Genomic DNA, 17934 nt, shown 5'->3' with positions numbered 1-17934 from the left:
CTGTTTACTCTCTCGGGCAGTGTACTAAACAGGTCGGTATACTCGTCGGCGGAGGTGGTCGCAGATGGCGGCTCAGTCGGCGGTGGAGACGGTGGTGCAGCCGCGGCTCACGCCTGCGGCGCGGAAGATCCTGGACGCCGCGGAGATGCTGTTCTACAACCGCGGCATCACCGCCGTGGGCGTGGACCTCATCGCCCGCCGGGCGGGCGTGACGAAGAAGACGATCTACGACCGCTACGGCTCCAAGGACGCCCTCGTCGCCGCCTACCTGCGCCGGCGCGACGAGCGCTGGCGCACCTGGCTGCCCGCGGAGGTCGAGCGCACCGCCGCCGGCGGCACCGCCTGCGACCGGATCCTCGCCACCTTCGACGCCCTCGGCACCTGGATGGACGGGCAGTCCCCGCGCGGGTGCAGCTTCGTCAACGCCGCGGCCGAGCTGACCGAACCCGGGCACGCCGGGCGCCAGGTCATCGCCGGCCAGAAGCACTGGCTGCGCGGCTACCTGCGCGAGCTGTGCGAGCGGGCCGGCGCCGCGGACCCCGGGCTGCTGGCCGACGAGTTGCTGCTGATCCACGAGGGCGCCACCGTGCTCTACGGGCTGTCCGCCGTGCCCGAGCCCGTCACCGTCTCCCGGCGGCTCGCCGAGGCCGCGCTGCTGCGCGCGGGCTGCACCGCCTGAGCCCCGCCAGGTCAACGCCCGTACGGCACAAGCGCTTTCCCGGAGGCGCCCCCCACACCCCGCGGCGGCGCGGAAGTCGTGCCGCCGCGCCCATTGACGAACCCTCTGAGCCGTCCTACCTTCAGCGCGTCATACTTCGTACGTCATATATGAGACGCGATACCTGAGATACCAAAGGGCGGCCATGACCTTCGCTCCCGGTCCGATCCCCTCCCGCACGCAGTACGTGCAGGAAGCGATCAAACACGCCATCCTCACCGGCAAGCTCCCCCCGGGACAGCCGCTCGTCGAGGCCGACCTCGCCGCGCAGTTCGGGGTCTCCAAGACGCCGGTGCGCGAGGCGCTCAAGACGCTCGCCGGCTCCGGGCTCGTGGTGATGAGCCAGTACAAGGGCGCCACCGTGCGCACCGTGGACGCCACCATGGCCCGCGAGGTCTACGACGTGCGGCTGCTCCTCGAACCCGAGGCGCTGCGCCGCACCGTCTCGCTCGATGCGTCGCTGCAGGACGCGGAAGAGGCCCTGGTACGCGCCGAGTCGGCGCCCGACGCCGCCGACCGCAGCCTCGCCAACCGCGACTTCCACCGCGCCCTGTACCTGCCCTGCGGCAACCCGCTGCTGGCCCGCATGCTCGACGACCTGCGCGACCAGGCCGCGCTGGTCTCCACCGTCGCCTGGTCCGCCAACCCGTCCTGGGAGCGCGAGGCCGGCGAGCACCGGGAGATCCTCCGGCTCGCCGCCGCCGGCGACGCCGAGGCGGCGGGCGCCGCGCTCCACGACCACATCGCCTCGTTCCTCGCCCGCGCGTTCCCCGGGTGAGCGCCGGCGACGGCTCCCCGCGCACCCGACGCCCCTGACGCCCCCCGCCCCCGACAGGAAGGCCGGCCCATGGACCACCTCAGGCCCGCGCTCGCCGAGGCCGTCGCCATCCCCGTCACACCCTTCGACGCGGCCGGCGGCATCGACGAGGACACCTACCGCGCGCTGCTGCGCCGCCTCCTCGACGGCGGCGTACGGACCGTCACCCCCAACGGCAACACCGGCGAGTACTACTCCCTCGGCCCCGCCGAGCGCCGCCGCGTCACCGAGCTGACCGTCGCCGAGGTACGCGGCGAGGCCGCCGTCATCGCCGGCGTCGGCCACGACCTGCCCACCGCCGTCGAGGCCGCCCGGCACGCCGAGCAGGCCGGCGCCGAGATGGTGATGGTGCACCAGCCCGTGCACCCGTACGTCTCGCAGAGCGGCTGGGTCGACTACCACCGCGCGATCGCCGAGGCCGTGCCCGGGCTCGGCGTCGTGCCGTACATCCGCAGCGACCGGCTCGACGGCGCCCGGCTGGCCCGGCTCGGCGAGCTGTGCCCCAACGTCGTCGGCGTCAAGTACTCCGTCCTTGACGCCGCCCGCTTCGCCGCGTTCGCGCGCGACGCGGGCGCGGAGCGGTTCGTGTGGGTAGCCGGGCTCGCCGAGCTGTACGCGCCCGCGTACTTCGCCTGCGGCGCCACCGGCTTCACCTCGGGCTTGGTCAACGTCGCGCCCAAGGTCTCGCTGGCGATGCTGGAGGCGCTGCGCGCCGCCGACTACCCCGCGGCCATGCGGGTCTGGGAGCAGATCCGCCCCTTCGAGGAGCTGCGCGCCGCCGACGCCTCCGCCGACAACGTCTCCGTCGTCAAGGAGGCCCTGGCCGCCCTGGGCCTGGCCCGCCGCGACGTGCGCCCGCCGGGCCGGCTGCTGCCCGGAGCGGTGCGGGAGCGGGTGGCGGAGGTCGTCGGGGGGTGGGCGATATGACCGGCGCCCCCGGAGAAGAGCCCGGGCAGCCGCGCGAGTTGCGCAGCCACCGCTGGTACGGGGACGGGGTCGCCGCCGGGCTGCGCTCCTTCAGCCACCGCGCCCGCACCCGGCAGCTCGGCTACCTGCCCGAGGAGCACCTCGGCAAGCCGGTCGTCGCCGTCCTCAACACCTGGTCGGACATCAACCCCTGCCACGCCCACCTCCGCGAGCGCGCCCAGGCCGTCAAACGCGGCGTGTGGCAGGCCGGCGGCTTCCCGCTGGAGTTCCCCGTCGCCACCCTGTCGGAGACCTTCCAGAAGCCCACGCCCATGCTCTACCGCAACCTCCTCGCCATGGAGACCGAGGAGCTGCTGCGCTCGTACCCGGTCGACGGCGCGGTGCTCCTGGGCGGCTGCGACAAGACCACCCCCGCGCTGCTCATGGGCGCCGCCAGCGCCGGCCTGCCCGCCGTCTTCGTCCCGGCCGGGCCGATGCTGCCCGGCCGCTGGCGCCGCGAAGTCCTCGGCTCCGGCACGGACATGTGGAAGTACTGGGACGACCACCGCGCCGGGCTGATCGGCGACTGCGAGCTGGCCGAGCTGGAGTGCGGGCTCGCCCGCTCGCCCGGACACTGCATGACCATGGGCACCGCCTCCACCATGACCGCCGCCGCCGAAGCGCTTGGCATGACCCTGCCCGGTGCCTCCTCGATCCCCGCCGTCGACTCCGGGCACGAGCGGATGGCCGCCGCGGCGGGCGCGCGGATCGTCGGGATGGTGCGGGAGGACCTGACGCCCGCGCGGATCCTCACCCGCGAGGCGTACGAGGACGCCGCCGCCACCGTGCTGGCCCTCGGCGGCTCCACCAACGCCGTCATCCACCTCGTCGCCATGGCCGGCCGCTCCCGCGTCGCCCTGACCCCCGCCGACTTCGACCGGATCGCCCGCACCGTGCCGGTGCTCGCCGACGTCCGCCCCGGCGGCCGGTACCTGATGGAGGACTTCCACTTCGCCGGAGGGCTGCCCGCGCTGCTCTCCCGCCTGACCGACGTGCTGCACCTCGACCGCCCCACCGTCGCCGGCACCCTGCGCGAACAGCTCGCCGGCGCCCGGGTGCACGACCCGGAAGTGATCAGGCCCCGCGACAACCCCGTCGCCGCCGAGGGCGGCGTGGCCGTGCTGCGCGGCAACCTCTGCCCGGACGGCGCCGTCATCAAGCACGTCGCCGCCGAGCCCCGGCTGCTCGCGCACACCGGGCCCGCCGCCGTCTTCGACGACTACCGCGAGCTGCAGCGCACCATCGACGACCCCGCCCTCGGGCTGTCCGCCGACCACGTGCTGGTGCTGCGCAACGCGGGCCCGCTGGGCGGCCCCGGCATGCCGGAGTACGGGATGCTGCCGATCCCCGCGTACCTGCTCAAGCAGGGCGTACGCGACATGGTGCGGATCTCCGACGCCCGGATGAGCGGCACGAGTTACGGCGCCTGCGTCCTGCACGTCGCCCCCGAGGCGTACGTCGGCGGGCCGCTGGCGCTCGTCGAGAACGGCGACCTCATCACCCTCGACGTCGCCGCGCGCACCCTCCGGCTGGAAGCCGACGACGCGGAGCTGGCCCGCCGCCGCGCCGCCTGGACACCCCCGCCCGCCCGCTACGAGCGCGGCTACGGCGCCCTGTACGCCGACCAGATCACGCAGGCCGACACCGGCTGCGACTTCGCCTTCCTGGCCCGTACGGGCCGGGTGCCCGAGCCCTACGCGGGCTGACCGCCCGCGCGCACCACTCCTGCACCACTCCTGCACCAGCCTGTCCGACTCATCGAACGGCGTTCGCGAAGCGCTTCGACGGCACCGATAGGAGCAGACATGGCCCAAGCCGTGGCGCAGCCGCCCAAGGCGGCCCGGCGGCGCGCGGAGAGCCGCGGGGGGCGCCGCCGCAGCGGGTCCCGGCGCCTTCCGTATCTGCTGATCGCCCCCGCCGGGCTGCTGATGCTGGGCTTCATCGCGTACCCGATGCTCAGCGTCTTCTACTACAGCCTGCAGCACTACAACGTCACCAAGCCCTGGCGCGACGGCTTCGCGGGCCTGGAGAACTTCACCACGCTGCTCACCGACGACCCGCTGTTCTGGGACTCGCTGGCCTTCAGCGCCCAGTGGGTCGTCGTCGAGGTCGGGCTCCAGCTCGCGTTCGGCCTGGCCCTCGCGCTGATCGTCAACCAGACCTTCGTGGGCCGCGCGTTCGCCCGGGCGGTGGTGTTCTCCCCGTGGGCCGTCTCCGGCGTCCTCACCACCACGATCTGGATGCTGCTCTACAACCCCGCGACCGGCGTCAGCCGCTACCTCGCCGACGCCGGCATCGGCGAGTACGGCACCTCGGTCCTCTCCGACACCGGCACCGTCTTCTGGGCCGCGGTGCTGGCCGAACTCTGGCGCGGCGTGCCCTTCTTCGCCATCCTCATCCTCGCCGACCTCCAGTCCGTCCCGAAGGACCTGTACGAAGCCGCGGCGGTCGACGGCGCCGGGCGGCTGCGGCAGTTCGTGCACATCACGCTGCCGCATCTGCGGGACGCCATCATCCTGTCCACGCTGCTGCGCGCGGTGTGGGAGTTCAACAACGTCGACCTGCTCTACACCCTCACCGGCGGCGGCCCCGCGGGCCAGACGACCACGCTCCCCCTGTACGTCGCCAACACCGGCATCCACGGCCACGACTTCGGCTACGCCTCGGCGCTGACCACCGTCGCGTTCGTGATCCTCCTCTTCTGCTCGATCCTCTACCTGCGCCTGAGCAAGTTCGGAGGTGACAACCGATGAGCACCGCTCCGACCGCGCTCGCCGCGCCCCCGCGCGCCCGGGGCGCCGCGTCCGACCCGCCGGCGCGCCGCGGACGCCGGCGCCGGCACCGGCCGTACGACGAGGTGCCGCGCTGGCAGATCTGGCTCCCGCTCGGGCTCTACCTGCTGTTCACGCTCATCCCGTTCTACTGGATGCTGCTCTTCGCGGTACGCCCCGCCGGCTCCACCTCGCTGGTGCCGTGGCCGATGACGGCTCAGCACTTCGACAAGGTGTGGACCGAGCGCAGCTTCGGGACCTTCTTCCAGAACAGCATGCTCGTCGGCGCCGCCACACTGGTGATGACGACCGGGGTCGCGCTCGCCGGCGGCTACGCACTGGCCCGCTTCGACTTCCGGATCAAGAAGCTCTTCCTGCTCGGCCTGCTGTGCTCGCAGTTCATCCCCGGCGCGCTGATGCTCGTCCCGCTCTTCGAGATCTTCCGCAACCTGCAGATGATCAACTCGCTGGGCAGCGTCATCATCGCCGAGACGGTCTTCCAGCTCCCGCTGTCGCTGATCCTCATCAGCACCTTCATCAAGAACGTGCCGTACTCGCTGGAAGAGGCCGCCTGGGTCGACGGCTGCGGGCGCTTCCGGGCGTTCTGCGCGGTGGTGCTGCCGCTGCTGCGTCCCGGGTTGATCGCCGTCGGCTCCTTCGCGTTCGTGCACAGCTGGAACCACTTCCTGTTCGCGCTGATGTTCCTCAGCGAGCAGGACAAGCAGACGATCCCCGTCGGCCTCAACACGCTCATCGGCGCCGACAGCGTCGACCTGGGCGCGCTGGCGGCGGGCGGGGTGATCGCGGCGGTGCCGGTGGTGATCGTCTTCGCGTTCATCCAGCGGTGGCTGATCACCGGCTTCAGCGCGGGGGCGGTGAAGGGATGACGGCCCGCAACGGAGCCAGCGCGGCCGGCCCCGGCCCCAGCCTCGGACCCAGCCCCCGCCCCCTTCCCCGGCTCGGTGCCGGTCCCGTGCCCGTCGTGCTGGCCGGGGCCCGCGGGCACGGGCGCCGGCACCTGGAGAACATCCGCAGGCTCCAGCGGGCCGGCCGCGTCGAGCTGGCCGGGGTCTGCGAGACGCGCCCGCTGACCCCGGCGGAGTTCGCGGGCGAACCCGTCCCGCAGGACGCCGACTTCGCCGCGCTGCTGGAGCGTACGGGCGCGGCGCTGGCCGTCGTCTCCACGCCGATCCCCACCCACACCGACTTCGCCGTGGTGGCCGCCGCGCACGGCGTGCACCTGCTGCTGGAGAAGCCGCCCGCGCCGTCGTTCACGCAGTACGAGCGGATCGCCGCCGCCTGCAGCTCCGCCGGCATCGCCGGCCAGATCGGCTTCCAGTCCCTCGGCTCGCACGCCCTGCCCGCCATCCGCACCCTGGTCGCCGAGGGCGCCATCGGCGCGGTACGGGGCATCGGCGCCGCCGGCGCGTGGGTGCGCGACGAGGCGTACTTCCGCCGCGCGCCCTGGACCGGCCGGCGCCGCCTCGACGGCGCCGACGTGGTCGACGGGGTGCTCACCAACCCGCTCGCGCACGCCGTGGCCACCGCGCTCGCCCTGGACGGCACGGTACGGGCCGGCGAGGTCACCGGCATCGAGCTGGAGCTGTACCGCGCCCACGATATCGAGGCCGACGACACCTCAGGACTGCGGCTGACCACCGCCCGCGGCACCGAGATCGTCGCCGCCGTCACGCTCTGCGCCGAGCAGGCCGCAGAGCCGTACGTGATGGTGCACGGCGCCACCGGCCGGATCACGCTCTGGTACAAGGAGGACCGCGTCCTGCTCCAGCGCGCGGGGCACGGCCCGCAGGAGGTCACCTACCGCAGGACCGACCTCCTGGACAACCTCCTCGACCACCTGGGCGACGGCACGCCGCTGCTCGCGCCCGTCGCGGACGGCGGCGCGTTCATGCGGGTCGTCGAGGCCGTACGCACCGCCCCCGACCCCGTGCCGCTGCCCGCCACCGCCTGGCGCGCCGCACCGGCTCCGGGCCCCGCCGGCACCGGTGGGCCGGCCGTGCGCCGCATGGTGCCCGGCATCGACGCGCTCGTCGCCGCCGGCGCCGAGCGGCTGGCCCTCTACTCCGAACTCGGCGCCCCCTGGGCCGCCGGCAGCGAGGTGAGCCACGCGTGACCATCCCCTCCCGCAACCGCACCGGCACCGACGCCACCACCCTGCTGTGCTGCGCCGGGCGCCCCGTCGGCCGCTACGTCCACCGCCCGGGCCTCACCCGCCGGCTGTCCCCCCGCCCGTACCTCCACCCGCTGACCACCCTGGCCGGGGTGCCGGTCACCGAGCTGATGCCCGGCGACCACCCGCACCACCTCGGCGTGAGCATCGCCGTGCCCGACGTCGCCGGCGGCAACTTCTGGGGCGGGCGCACCTTCGTCCGCGGCCGGGGGCCTGTGGAACTGGACAACCACGGCGAGCAGCGGCACGCCGGGTGGCTGCTGCGCGACCCGGACGGCCTCGTCGAGGAGCTGAGCTGGTACGCCGACGGCGCCGAGGTGCTGCGCGAGCGCCGGGCCGTCGCCGTCGCCCCGGCGGGCGCCGGGGCGTGGGCGCTGGGCGTGTCGTTCGCGCTGACCAACGTCTCCGGCGCGCCGGTCTCGTTCGGCAGCCCCGCCACCAACGGCCGCCCAGGCGCGGGCTACGGCGGCTTCTTCTGGCGGGCGCCGCGGACCTCCCGCCCGCCGCGGGTCTTCACGGCGGCGGCCGAGGGCGAGGAGGCGGTCCACGGGCTGCCCGCGCGCTGGCTGGCGCTGGCGTCGGACGACTGGACGCTGGTCTTCGCCGGCGCCACCGACGTCACCCGCCGCGACCCCTGGTTCGTCCGCACCCGGGACTACCCCGGCGTCGGCTCGGCGCTGGCCTGGTCCGCGCGGGTGCCGCTGGCGCCGGGCGCGAGCCTGACCCGGCGGATCGTCACGGGGGTGGCCGACGGCAGCCTGGACCGCGCCGCCGCGGCGGCGCTGGCGCGCAAGGCGGTGGCGTAAGGGGCCGCCGAGTGTACTCAAGAGAGGGCCGTGCCTCGCGCTTCTGCTTGTACGTCGGCATCCCCGCCCGCTGCTGCACCGGCAACCCGGCCTTGATGTCCCTGATCGCCTTGGCCCGGGACTTGGCGAAGTCGCGGATCACCTGCTGCTGCGGAACACAGGCCCCCTGGCGCAACCACGGGGTACGCGCACGGGCCCCGGTCAGCATCGCCGCAAGCTGCACCGGCCCACACGTTGCCTGCTCGCCCGTCGCCCGGTTGTGCTGGTGCATCTGCCGGGACTTCGCGACGCACTCGTTCCACGTCCAGCGCACCCGGCCCCACTCGGCCTCAAGAGCCACACGCGCCGTGGACGACAAGCGGAGACGAAACGTGTACCGGGCATGCCCGGCCGCCTCCGCCGCCACCTCTGTCGTCATGCATCAGAACCTACCTGGGAGGACTGACAGTTGACCCCGAATGATCTTTGCGGTGTCCCTCACCAGCAGGTTTGGTGGACGCCGAAGCGCCCTGACGACGATGCGGCCTTCCCTGCCCCGCTCAAGCGGGAGTTTCGTTTCCTCCCCCGGCTGAAGCCGGGGGTACCCACGAAGGGAGATCTGATGACCAAGACCATCACACCACTGCGAACAGCCGCCGCCCTCTGCCTGGCGGGCGCGCTCACCCTCACCGCAGCCGCGTGCGGCGACGACGGCAGCACCGGCGGCGGCAGCGAGGGCGAAGGCGCCGGCAAGATCACCTTCTGGGACAACAACGGCGGCGTGCGCACGCCGGTGTGGAAGGAGATCATCGCCGACTTCGAGGACGCGCACCCGGACATCGACGTCGAGTACGTGCCGATCCCGATCACCGACGTGCAGTCCAAGTACGACACCGCCATCGCGGGCGGCGGCCTGCCGGATGTCGGCGGCGTCGGCACCGCGTACCTCGCGAACATGGTCGCGCAGGACGCGCTGGAGCCCGTGGGCGGGCGGATCGAGGACGGCGCGCTGAAGGGCGTGCTGGCCGAGAGCATGACCGAGAGCGTCCAGGCCGCGGGCGGGCGCGGCGAGGAGATGTACTCCGTGCCGACCTCCGCCAACAATGGCACGCTGTGGTACCGCACGGACCTCTTCGAAGAGGCCGGGCTCGACGCCCCGGCCACCTGGGACGCCTTCTACGACGCCGCGGAGAAGCTGACCGACAAGGAGAACAACGCCTTCGGCTACACCATCCGCGGCGGCGAGGGCTCCATCGCCCAGGCGCTGGACGTGATGTACGGGCAGTCGGGCATCACCGAGTTCTGGGACGGCGGCAAGACGACCCTCAACGCGCCGGAGAACGTCGCGGCGCTGGAGAAGTACACGGGGCTCTACAAGAACGTCACGCCCGAGGCGGACGTGAACAACGACTTCGTGAAGATGGTCGCGCAGTTCGACAACGGCGACATCGGGATGCTGAGCCACAACCTCGGCTCGTACCAGGACCATCTGAAGGCCCTGGGCGAGGGCACCTTCGCGGGCCTGCCGCAGCCGGCCGGTCCCGGCGGGAAGCGGGTGCAGGTCTCCAACCCGGTGGACGGCCTCGGGCTGTTCAAGTCGAGCGACAACAAGGCCGCGGCCTGGAAGTTCATCGAGTTCGCCGCAGCGCACGAGTCCAACAGCGCGTGGAACGAGGCGGCGGCGCAGATCCCCGCCAACACGGAGGCGGCCCAGGACCCCTGGATCAAGGAGTCGGCGCGGGACAACGGCGCCTTCGAGTCCCTGACGGACGGCAGCACTCAGATCGTGCAACTGCCGTACTACCTGCCGGACTGGAACAACATCAGCAAGACGGACAACGAGCCGGCGTTCCAGAAGGTGCTCCTCGGCGAGATGAGCGCGAAGGACTTCCTGGACCAGATGGCGGAGCAGTTGAACGAGGCCCAGGCGGAGTGGCAGGAGCAGCAGCAGTAGCGCGCCGCCGGACCTTGCCGAGCCGGGGCCGGCGGCGGCTGCGTACCGTCGCGCTGCGTACCTTCGCCGCGTCGCGTACCGCTGCCGGCCCCTCCCACCGGGTTCCATCGCTTTCCGCCGATTCCGCCGATTCCGCCGATTCCGCCGATTCCGCCGATTCCATCGCTCGTACGCGAGCTGTACCAGCAGCACGACGGCGAGAGCAACCTCGTCAACGGCACCGGGACCGACCTGATCGCGGCCCACAACGCGGCCAACCCGGACACCGCGCTCCAGCGCGACGCCGGCTGGACCCCCGGTTGCGCACCCGGGTCGACCACCCGCGGGCGGTGCCGGGCGTGGTGGTCCCGCGCGCGGGCGCGGGCCGGATCGGCTGAACCGGTCGCGTACGCGGCGGAACGGTCCGTGGGCGCGACGGGCACCTGTACGGCTCCGCCGCTGAGGTGTAACACAAGCTCAACCTGATCAGGCTGCTCAGCAGGCACAATGCCATCTGCCGTGTCCACGGCAACCGTCCCCGTCGCCGCTCAGGAGCACTCCCGTGTCCGACCAGATTGCCGACAAGTCCCCTTCGCCAGCGCCGGGTTCCGGGGGCCTGGAGAGTTTCTTCCGCATACGTGAGCGCGGGTCCACCGTCGGACGGGAGATACGCGGTGGACTCGCCACGTTTTTCACGATGGCGTACATACTCGTGCTCAACCCGATCATCCTCAGCGGCGCCGAGGACAAGTACGGCAACCAGCTCGACTTCGGTCAGCTCGTCACCGTCACCGCGCTCGTCGCCGCCGTGATGACCGTGCTCATGGGCGTGACCGCCAACCTCCCGCTCGCGCTGGCCGCCGGGCTCGGGATCAACGCCGTCGTCGCGTACCAGATCGCTCCGCTGATGACCTGGCCCGACGCGATGGGGCTCATCGTGCTGGAGGGCATCATCGTCTGTCTGCTCGCCGCCACCGGTGTGCGCGAGGCCGTCATGAACGCGATCCCGCAGCCGCTGAAGGTGGCGATCAGCGTGGGCATCGGCATGTTCATCGCGCTCATCGGCTTCGTCGACGCCGGCTTCGCCACCCGTATCCCGGACATCGCCGACACCACCGTCCCGCTGCAGCTCGGCGCCTCCGGGACGCTGAGCGGCTGGCCGGTCGTCGTGTTCTGCGCCGGCGTGCTGCTCACGGTGTCGCTGCTCGCGCGGGGCGTGAAGGGCGCCATCCTCATCAGCATCCTGGCGATGACCGTCGTCGCCATCGCCATCAACTCCGTCGCCGACGTCGCCGACGAGGCGTGGGGCCTGACCGTCCCGGACTGGCCCTCCGACGTGGTCGAGAAGCCGGACTTCGGGCTGCTCGGGGAGTTCAGCTTCTTCGGGGCGTTCGACGAGGTCAGCGCGGTGACCGTGGTGCTGCTCGTCTTCACGCTGTTCCTGACCGACTTCTTCGACACCATGGGCACCGCCGTCGGCGTCACCAGCGAGGCCGGCCTCCTCGACGAGCGTGGCCGCGTCCCCCGCCTGGGCCGCCTCCTGTTCGTGGACGGCCTCGCCACCATCGGCGGCGGCGCCGCCTCCGGCTCCTCCAACACCAGCTACATCGAATCCGCCGCCGGCGTCGGCGAAGGCGCCCGCACCGGCCTGGCCAACCTCGTCACCGGCGGCCTCTTCGCCCTGGCCCTCCTCTTCACCCCGCTCGCCCTGGTCGTCCCCTCCCAGGCCGCCGCCCCCGCGCTCATCGCGGTCGGCTTCCTGCTGATGACGCAGGTACGGCACGTGGACTGGACCCGCTACGAGATCGCCGTTCCCGCGTTCCTCACGATCGCCGTGATGCCCTTCACGTATTCCATCACCAACGGCCTGGGCGCCGGCTTCATCGCCTACGTGCTCCTCCAGACGGTCATGGGCCGCGCCCGGAAGGTGCACCCGCTGATGTGGGCGGTGTCGGTGCTGTTCGTGGTCTACTTCGCGATCGATCCGATCGAGGACCTGCTCGGGGTGTGATGTCACACCTGTCCCGTAGCGTCCGTGGGCATGGAGAGCGTCGAACTGAGCGAGTTCGTCCCGGACTTCGGGCCGGGCCGCCTCCACGTACGCTGCGCCCGCCTCACCGCCTCTGCTGGAGATGCTGAAGGTCATGAACGAGATCGTTGTCCCACCCCCTCCGGAGGATTCCTCCGCCTGGCCCTCATACATCGAAGGGCTGCTGGCCATGCCGTTTCCCGACGGCTACCAGGCGGAGTTCGAGGTGTACGAGGCCACGCCGGGGTGCATCCAGGTCTTCATGCGCGTCAGCGAACCCTTCGACGACAACCCCTCCGACGCGTACCAGGCCCCCATAGAACAGCTTTTCCGGGCCGAGAGGGACGACTTGGCCGCGGTGCTGGACGAGCGCTGGGGCACCCGCTGCGCATCCGACACGGACTCCGTCGACTTCTCCGCCGCGCTGCTGGAATACCTCCAGGCGTGGCCCGTATACGCCTGGGCCCACGGGGACCGGGTCGTGCTCCTCGGCCTCCAGAAGACCGAGAGGGAGCACCCGTTCGAGCTCTGTGTCGCCGTCGCCCGGCGGTGGACCGATTCGGCGCCCGCCGACCAGACGCTGTGGCCGCTCTTCGTCAGGCAGCTCTGCGATCGGTCCCCTGCCACGGCCGCCCCCGTCGTGGCCACCCTGTGGGAGAGCCGTGAGCAACCCGCCTCGCTGCGGGAGAGGGAGTACCTGCGGGAAGACTTCGCCGATCTCCAGCAGGACCTGCGCGCCGAACTCGCAGCCGTCTGGGGACCGCCCCTGGTACACCGCCCCGAAGGGGAGGACACCGTGACACCCGTCCTGGACGGACTCGACATCCCCTCCCGGGAGTCCCTGGACGTATGGCAACGGGGCAACCGCTTCGTCGCGACCGGCGTCACCACGGACCACGACACCCGGCTCACCCTCTTCGCCGCCGTCCTGCCCCAGCCGTCAGCCCTCTAGCCCGCCTCCGGGCGTTGCGGCAGCAGTTCGGCGATTCCGGCTGTGCGGTCGAGCATGAGCAGCGCCATGGCACGCGTTCGGCAGGCGGCTTGCGTGCCATGATCGGTGCATGAGCGAGTACTCCTGGCCTGCCGACAACGGCCCTTTCCACGCAGCGGGTTCCGCCGCGGAGTGGCTTGAGACGGTTCGCTCCCTGCCTGTCGGTACCCCGATCGCCGGTGAGGTCACCGGTAGGCAGCCCTTCGGTGCCTTCCTCTTCCTCGACGGCCACCCGGAAGCCGTCGGCCTGGCCCGAGTCGACAGGATGCCCAGGTGCATGGAACTGCCGACCGTGGGACAGGTCGTCACCGGTGAGGTGGTCTGGCATGCCGAGCGCAATCACCAGGTGGGCGTCACTCTCCGGGAATGGGCCGAGCACGAGGACCTGCTCCCTCGGTTCGTGGCGCGTGTCGGGCAGGTTGTCACCGGGCGTGTCACGAAGATCGCGCCGATCGGCTTCTTCGTGCGCATTGCCGACTGCGTCGAAGGGCTCGTTCCGCTCACCGAGCCGGCCGCGGACCTGGCGATGAGTGTCCGCGAGGGACAGGACGTATCGGTGCGGATAGTCGCCGTCGACCTGGATCGGACCCGTGTCGTCCTGGCTGCTGAAGGCGTCGCCTAGAGCGCGGGCACACGCGGGGGAAGATCGTGGTCCGCGTCTGAGGCCCGGCGCACTCAGCCCGGGGTGACGAAGCCCGACTCGTACGCGGCGATCACCGCCTGCGTACGGTCCCGGACACCCAACTTCGCGAGCAGCGCGGCGACATGCGACTTCACCGTCGCCGCGCCGATGTCCAGCCGCGCGGCGATCTCCGCGTTCGTCAGTCCCCGCGCCATCAGCCGCAGCACGTCGGCCTCGCGGTCGGTGAGCCGGGCGCGCAGCGCGGTGGTGCCGTGGGATCCGGCGTGTGCGGCGGCCAGGGCGCGTACGGCGGCGGGGTAGAGGAGGGAGTCGGTGCGGGCCACGAGGCGTACGGCCTGGACCAGGTCGGCGGCGCCCGCGCGCTTGAGGAGGAAGCCGGCAGCGCCGGCACGGAGCGCGTCGTAGACGTACGAGTCGTTCTCGAAGGTCGTGACGACGATGATGCGGGGCGGGACGGGCATCGTGCGGAGGAGCTGCGCGGTGGCGCGGATGCCGTCGATCTCCGGCATGCGTACGTCCATCAGCACGACGTCGGGCTCCAGGCGGCGTACGACGGACACCGCCTCGGCGCCGGTGGCGGCTTCGCCGACGACGGCCAGGTCGTCCTCGGCGGAGAGGATGGCGCGGAGCGCGGTACGCACCATGCGCTCGTCGTCCGCGACGACGATGCGCAGCGGCCGCGCCTCCGGCTGCGCGGCGGTGTGCCGCTCACCGGCCCCGCACTGCGGCGGTCGCGGCGGCTCTTCGGCGTTCTCGCGCGGCTCGTTCACAGCGGGAGCCTCGCCGTCAGCCGCCAGCCCTGCTCGTACGGGCCCGCCTCCGCGGCGCCGCCGAGCAGCCGCGCGCGTTCGGCGATCCCGCGCAGCCCCCGGCCGCCGCGGGCGGCGGGTGCCGCCCCGTGCGCCGTCTCCGGTACGTCGTTCTCCAGCACGATCCCCAACTCTCCGTCCGCCACCGTGATCCGCAGCCGTACCGGCACCGGGCCCGCGTGCCGCAGGACGTTCCCCAGCCCCTCCTGCACGATCCGGTACGCCTCCCGCGATACCGGTCCCGGCAGCGCCGCCGTATCCGCGAGCACGTCCACCCGCACCGTCGCCCCCGCCGCCCGGGTGCGCGCCAGCAACGCGTCGAGATCGCGGGCCAGGTCCGGCGCAGGCGCGTGGCCGGGGCCCGGGCCGGGGCCGGGGTCTGGACCGGGGCCGGGGTCTGGACCGGCGGCGGCGTCCTCCTGCCGCAGCAGCCCCAGCACCGTGTCCAGTTCCGCGACCGCCGAGCGGGTCGTGCCCTCGATCGCCGCCAGCGCCTCCCGTACGAACTCCGGGTCCCGGTCGAAGACCCGCCGCGCCGCGCTCGCCTGCAGCGTGACCGCGCTCAGCGCGTGCCCGACCGAGTCGTGCAGCTCCCGCGCCAGGCGGTTGCGGCGGGCCAGGTCGGCGGCGCGCTCCTCGGCGGCGGNGAGCCGGTCGGCCGGGGTGGGGCCGACGAGCGCGGGGGCGGCGCGGGCGAGCAGCAGGCCGGCGGCGGCTGCGGCGGCGGTGAGCGCGGCCAGCAGCGCGAGGCCGAGCGGCGGGGCGAGCCACGCGGGCACCGCGAGCAGCCCCCAGTCCCGCTCGCGCAACGCGCTCCAGAAAGGCGTCGCGAGCAGCACCACCGCCATCGGCGGCACCGCCAGCGTCGCCCCGCTGACCAGCGCCCCCAGCCCCACGTGCAGCGTGAACCACTCCGCTGTCCGCCGCCGCGCTGCCCACGACCGGTCCCGCCCGGCGGGCGGCAGCCCGCCGGGCACCCGGCACAGCGCCTGCGCGGCCGAGGTCTCCAGCGCCCGCACCATCGGGAACGCCAGCGGCGTCGCCGCCACCAGGGGCAGGGCCAGCAGATACGCCACGACTTGCCAGCCCAGGCTGCGGAACGTGTCGACGTCGTGGTCCGCGACCTGGAGCGCCACGCTGACCAGCAGGAAGTACGGCATGAGCAGCGCCCCGCCGAGCAGCAGATGGGCCCAGCGAAGCCGCACGACACCCGCCGACACGGATCAGCCCCGCCGGAGCAGCGGTGAGCGCGCGGGCGCCGGGGGCTGGGCGGGGCTCGTGGCCCGCGCGGACGCGGTTGGCCCCGCGGAAGCCCCTGACCCGGCCATCCCCTTGCCCGCCGCGCGCTCCGCGAGCAGGGTGGCTCCCACCGCGAGGACCAGCAGGCCGGTGATCACGCCGCCAGCGTAGGCGAGGTTCATCGGCTGGGTCGGTTGCCTGTCGCCCCGTACCGGGTTCTCCGTGACCAGCGACGCGAGCAGCATCCAGCCGCTCCACGCCGCCAGTGCCGCACCGCCGGTCCAGCCCAGCGCCACGGTCGTCGCCAGGCGGGCGCGCGGGCGGGGGCGGTGGGCGAGGAGGACGACGCCCGCCGCGGCGGCCAGCGCGAAGGCGACCTGGATCGCCTCGTTCACGCGGAGGTTGGCGGAGCGCTGCCCGATCAGGTGGCCGGACAGGCCCGCCGTCGAACCCAGCGCCCAGCTCAGGTGCAGTCCCGCGACCGCCAGCGCGACCACTGCGGCAAGCACCGCGAGCACGCGCTGCGCCGGTGCGGTCGGGGACGGGGGCAGATCGCCGAGCCGGCCGCGGAGCAGGTGGCCCCAGCGGTCGCGTACGTACAGCGCGAACAGCCAGCCGAGCGCCAGCGCCTGCACGCCGAAGCCGGTGTACACGACGGTGAACACCCACTCGTCCAGGAACGGCTCACCGTCGTCCGCCCCGGCGCCACCGCCGCCGAAGAGGCCGATCACCGCCTGCAGCGGGAAGCCCACCACGATCGGTGTGAGCAGCCCGGTGGCGACCCACAGCGGCAGCGCGACCAGCCACGCCGGGATCCGGCGGCCCCACGGCCGCGTCAGCGCGAAGGCCAGCACGATGACGGCCGCGTCCATGAGGACCGTGAGGGAGTTGACGGCGGCCATGGTGCCGCGCTTCTCCAGCAGCTCGCTCCCGGCCGGGATGCCGACGGTGCCGCCGGCGATCCAGGCGGTCTTCAGCGACAGGTACGGCAGGCAGGCGACGGCGGCGACGAGGCGCAGCGTGCGGGCGGTGCGAGAGGGGTGCGGGTCGGTGACGTCCATGCCCTCACGTTCCCGTCCGGCCCCCGTCCCGTACGTCGCCCGCGCCGACGATCCGCCTCCGCCGCGCGGCGGAGACGGCCCCGCCGCCCGGTCGTACGCCCCGGAGCGGCGGGCCGGCTCAGAGGTGGCGCGTCGCCAGGGTCAGGCGGTCGCGGGCGTCGAGCAGGGCTTCCCGGATGCCCTGCTCGTGTGCCGGTGTCAGCCGGGCCACCGGCACCGAGCAGCTGATCGCGTCCCGTGCCGGTGTCCGGTACGGGATCGCGACCCCCAGGCAGCGCAGCCCCAGCGTCGACTCCTCGCGGTCCAGGGCGTATCCGCGCTCCCGTACCGCGTGCAGCTCCTCGATCAGCCGCTCCCGGTCCGTGACCGTGTGCTCGGTCAGCGGCGTCAGCGACTCCGGCAGCAGCTTGCGGATCTCCTCGTCGGGGTACGTCGCGAGCAGCGCCTTGCCCAGTGCCGTCGCGTGCGCCGGGAGCCGGCGGCCGACGCGGGTGAACGGCCGCAGGTAGTGCTGGGACTGGCGGGTGGCGAGGTAGACGATGTTCACGCCGTCCAGCCGCGCCAGGTGGATGGTCTCGGTGGTGTCGTCCGCGAGCCGGTCGAGGGTGGGGCGGGCGGCGGCGACGACCTCGTCGCCGTCGATGTACGACGTGCCGACGAGCAGCGCCCGCACGCCGATCCCGTACCGGGTGCCGGTCGCGTCGGTCTCCACCCAGCGCAGCTCCGTGAGCGTGCGAAGGAGCATATAGAGGCTGGACTTGGGGTAGCCGACGGCTTGCTGGACATCACCGAGGCTGTGCATTCCGGGCCTGGCCGCGAAATACTCAAGCAGTTCCACGGTGCGGACGGCAGACTTGACCTGTCCGCCCCCACCGGCGTCGGCGACCCCCATGGCGCTTGACCTCTCTGCGCAGCAGCGATAAAAGTCCCAGAAGATTCATGTATAGAGACGGCGTTCAGAATGCCGAACCACGGGTATCG

General features: G+C 72.8%; 16 protein-coding genes and 1 pseudogene. 12 read left to right on the top strand and 5 right to left on the bottom strand.

Annotated elements, in window-relative coordinates; translation table 11 throughout:
* Positions 1 to 64 precede the first annotated feature (64 nt).
* The 8 genes from B124_RS07475 (at position 65) to B124_RS07440 (ending at position 8269) form a co-directional block, all read left to right on the top strand.
* Positions 65 to 679 carry a TetR/AcrR family transcriptional regulator gene (locus B124_RS07475; RefSeq protein ID WP_496501880.1) on the top strand — a complete coding sequence of 205 codons (615 nt, stop codon included), beginning with the start codon at positions 65 to 67 and terminating at the stop codon, positions 677 to 679.
* A gap of 184 nt (positions 680 to 863) precedes the next feature.
* Complete coding sequence (locus tag B124_RS07470; protein WP_496501879.1) at positions 864 to 1496, top strand: GntR family transcriptional regulator; 633 nt, start codon at positions 864 to 866, stop codon at positions 1494 to 1496.
* 69 nt (positions 1497 to 1565) lie between these two features.
* Complete coding sequence (locus B124_RS07465) at positions 1566 to 2462, top strand: dihydrodipicolinate synthase family protein (RefSeq protein ID WP_496501878.1); 897 nt, start codon at positions 1566 to 1568, stop codon at positions 2460 to 2462.
* Positions 2459 to 4207, top strand: coding sequence for an L-arabinonate dehydratase (gene araD, locus B124_RS07460; RefSeq protein ID WP_496501877.1), 1749 nt, complete (start codon positions 2459 to 2461; stop codon positions 4205 to 4207). The genes B124_RS07465 and araD overlap by 4 nt, the downstream gene beginning before the upstream one ends.
* A 99-nt stretch (positions 4208 to 4306) precedes the next feature.
* Positions 4307 to 5254 carry a carbohydrate ABC transporter permease gene (locus B124_RS07455; RefSeq protein WP_496501876.1) on the top strand — a complete coding sequence of 316 codons (948 nt, stop codon included), beginning with the start codon at positions 4307 to 4309 and terminating at the stop codon, positions 5252 to 5254.
* The gene (locus tag B124_RS07450; protein ID WP_496501875.1) at positions 5251 to 6159 is read left to right on the top strand and encodes a carbohydrate ABC transporter permease; all 909 of its coding nucleotides are present in this window, start codon (positions 5251 to 5253) and stop codon (positions 6157 to 6159) included. The genes B124_RS07455 and B124_RS07450 overlap by 4 nt, the downstream gene beginning before the upstream one ends.
* Entirely contained in the window at positions 6156 to 7406 is a 1251-nt protein-coding gene (locus B124_RS07445) for a Gfo/Idh/MocA family protein (RefSeq protein ID WP_496501874.1), read from the top strand. The genes B124_RS07450 and B124_RS07445 overlap by 4 nt, the downstream gene beginning before the upstream one ends.
* Positions 7403 to 8269: a DUF6807 domain-containing protein gene (locus B124_RS07440; protein ID WP_496501873.1), complete on the top strand. Its 867-nt coding sequence runs from the start codon at positions 7403 to 7405 to the stop codon at positions 8267 to 8269. Before B124_RS07445 ends, B124_RS07440 begins: the two co-directional genes overlap by 4 nt.
* A 4-nt stretch (positions 8270 to 8273) precedes the next feature.
* On the opposite strand, the pseudogene B124_RS07435 reads toward B124_RS07440, so the two are convergent.
* Positions 8274 to 8687: pseudogene (locus B124_RS07435) on the bottom strand (RNA-guided endonuclease TnpB family protein); the annotation flags it as partial.
* A gap of 183 nt (positions 8688 to 8870) precedes the next feature.
* Here B124_RS07435 and B124_RS07430 point away from each other — a divergent pair.
* The 4 genes from B124_RS07430 (at position 8871) to B124_RS07415 (ending at position 13823) form a co-directional block, all read left to right on the top strand.
* Positions 8871 to 10202: an ABC transporter substrate-binding protein gene (locus tag B124_RS07430; RefSeq protein WP_496501872.1), complete on the top strand. Its 1332-nt coding sequence runs from the start codon at positions 8871 to 8873 to the stop codon at positions 10200 to 10202.
* A gap of 541 nt (positions 10203 to 10743) precedes the next feature.
* Positions 10744 to 12192: an NCS2 family permease gene (locus tag B124_RS07425; protein ID WP_496501871.1), complete on the top strand. Its 1449-nt coding sequence runs from the start codon at positions 10744 to 10746 to the stop codon at positions 12190 to 12192.
* Positions 12193 to 12325: 133 nt separating this feature from the next.
* The gene (locus B124_RS07420) at positions 12326 to 13162 is read left to right on the top strand and encodes a hypothetical protein (protein ID WP_496501870.1); all 837 of its coding nucleotides are present in this window, start codon (positions 12326 to 12328) and stop codon (positions 13160 to 13162) included.
* A gap of 109 nt (positions 13163 to 13271) precedes the next feature.
* Positions 13272 to 13823: a S1 RNA-binding domain-containing protein gene (locus tag B124_RS07415; protein ID WP_496501869.1), complete on the top strand. Its 552-nt coding sequence runs from the start codon at positions 13272 to 13274 to the stop codon at positions 13821 to 13823.
* Positions 13824 to 13876: 53 nt separating this feature from the next.
* Here B124_RS07415 and B124_RS07410 read toward each other — a convergent pair whose 3' ends face one another.
* The 4 genes from B124_RS07410 to B124_RS07395 form a co-directional block, all read right to left on the bottom strand.
* On the bottom strand, positions 13877 to 14518 hold the full coding sequence (locus B124_RS07410) for a response regulator transcription factor (protein ID WP_496502036.1): 642 nt from the start codon (positions 14516 to 14518) through the stop codon (positions 13877 to 13879).
* Between the two features lie 92 nt (positions 14519 to 14610).
* Complete coding sequence (locus tag B124_RS07405; RefSeq protein WP_496501868.1) at positions 14611 to 15873, bottom strand: sensor histidine kinase; 1263 nt, start codon at positions 15871 to 15873, stop codon at positions 14611 to 14613.
* A gap of 3 nt (positions 15874 to 15876) precedes the next feature.
* On the bottom strand, positions 15877 to 16953 hold the full coding sequence (locus tag B124_RS07400; protein WP_496501867.1) for a hypothetical protein: 1077 nt from the start codon (positions 16951 to 16953) through the stop codon (positions 15877 to 15879).
* A gap of 118 nt (positions 16954 to 17071) precedes the next feature.
* Positions 17072 to 17845 carry an IclR family transcriptional regulator gene (locus B124_RS07395; RefSeq protein WP_496501866.1) on the bottom strand — a complete coding sequence of 258 codons (774 nt, stop codon included), beginning with the start codon at positions 17843 to 17845 and terminating at the stop codon, positions 17072 to 17074.
* Between the last annotated feature and the right edge of the window lie 89 nt (positions 17846 to 17934).

The sequence above is a fragment of the Streptomyces sp. CNP082 genome, from assembly GCF_059570535.1.
Note: the sequence above shows the minus strand (reverse complement) of the source record. Positions and strands in the feature narration are given on the sequence as shown.

Excerpts from the sequence above, each read along its gene's own strand:
- B124_RS07475 (WP_496501880.1), top strand. The coding sequence starts at position 65 with ATGGCGGCTCAGTCGGCGGTGGAGACGGTGGTGCAGCCGCGGCTCACG.
- B124_RS07470 (WP_496501879.1), top strand. The coding sequence starts at position 864 with ATGACCTTCGCTCCCGGTCCGATCCCCTCCCGCACGCAGTACGTGCAG.
- B124_RS07465 (WP_496501878.1), top strand. The coding sequence starts at position 1,566 with ATGGACCACCTCAGGCCCGCGCTCGCCGAGGCCGTCGCCATCCCCGTC.
- araD (WP_496501877.1), top strand. The coding sequence starts at position 2,459 with ATGACCGGCGCCCCCGGAGAAGAGCCCGGGCAGCCGCGCGAGTTGCGC.
- B124_RS07455 (WP_496501876.1), top strand. The coding sequence starts at position 4,307 with ATGGCCCAAGCCGTGGCGCAGCCGCCCAAGGCGGCCCGGCGGCGCGCG.
- B124_RS07450 (WP_496501875.1), top strand. The coding sequence starts at position 5,251 with ATGAGCACCGCTCCGACCGCGCTCGCCGCGCCCCCGCGCGCCCGGGGC.
- B124_RS07445 (WP_496501874.1), top strand. The coding sequence starts at position 6,156 with ATGACGGCCCGCAACGGAGCCAGCGCGGCCGGCCCCGGCCCCAGCCTC.
- B124_RS07430 (WP_496501872.1), top strand. The coding sequence starts at position 8,871 with ATGACCAAGACCATCACACCACTGCGAACAGCCGCCGCCCTCTGCCTG.
- B124_RS07420 (WP_496501870.1), top strand. The coding sequence starts at position 12,326 with ATGAACGAGATCGTTGTCCCACCCCCTCCGGAGGATTCCTCCGCCTGG.
- B124_RS07415 (WP_496501869.1), top strand. The coding sequence starts at position 13,272 with ATGAGCGAGTACTCCTGGCCTGCCGACAACGGCCCTTTCCACGCAGCG.
- B124_RS07400 (WP_496501867.1), bottom strand. The coding sequence starts at position 16,953 with ATGGACGTCACCGACCCGCACCCCTCTCGCACCGCCCGCACGCTGCGC.
- B124_RS07395 (WP_496501866.1), bottom strand. The coding sequence starts at position 17,845 with ATGGGGGTCGCCGACGCCGGTGGGGGCGGACAGGTCAAGTCTGCCGTC.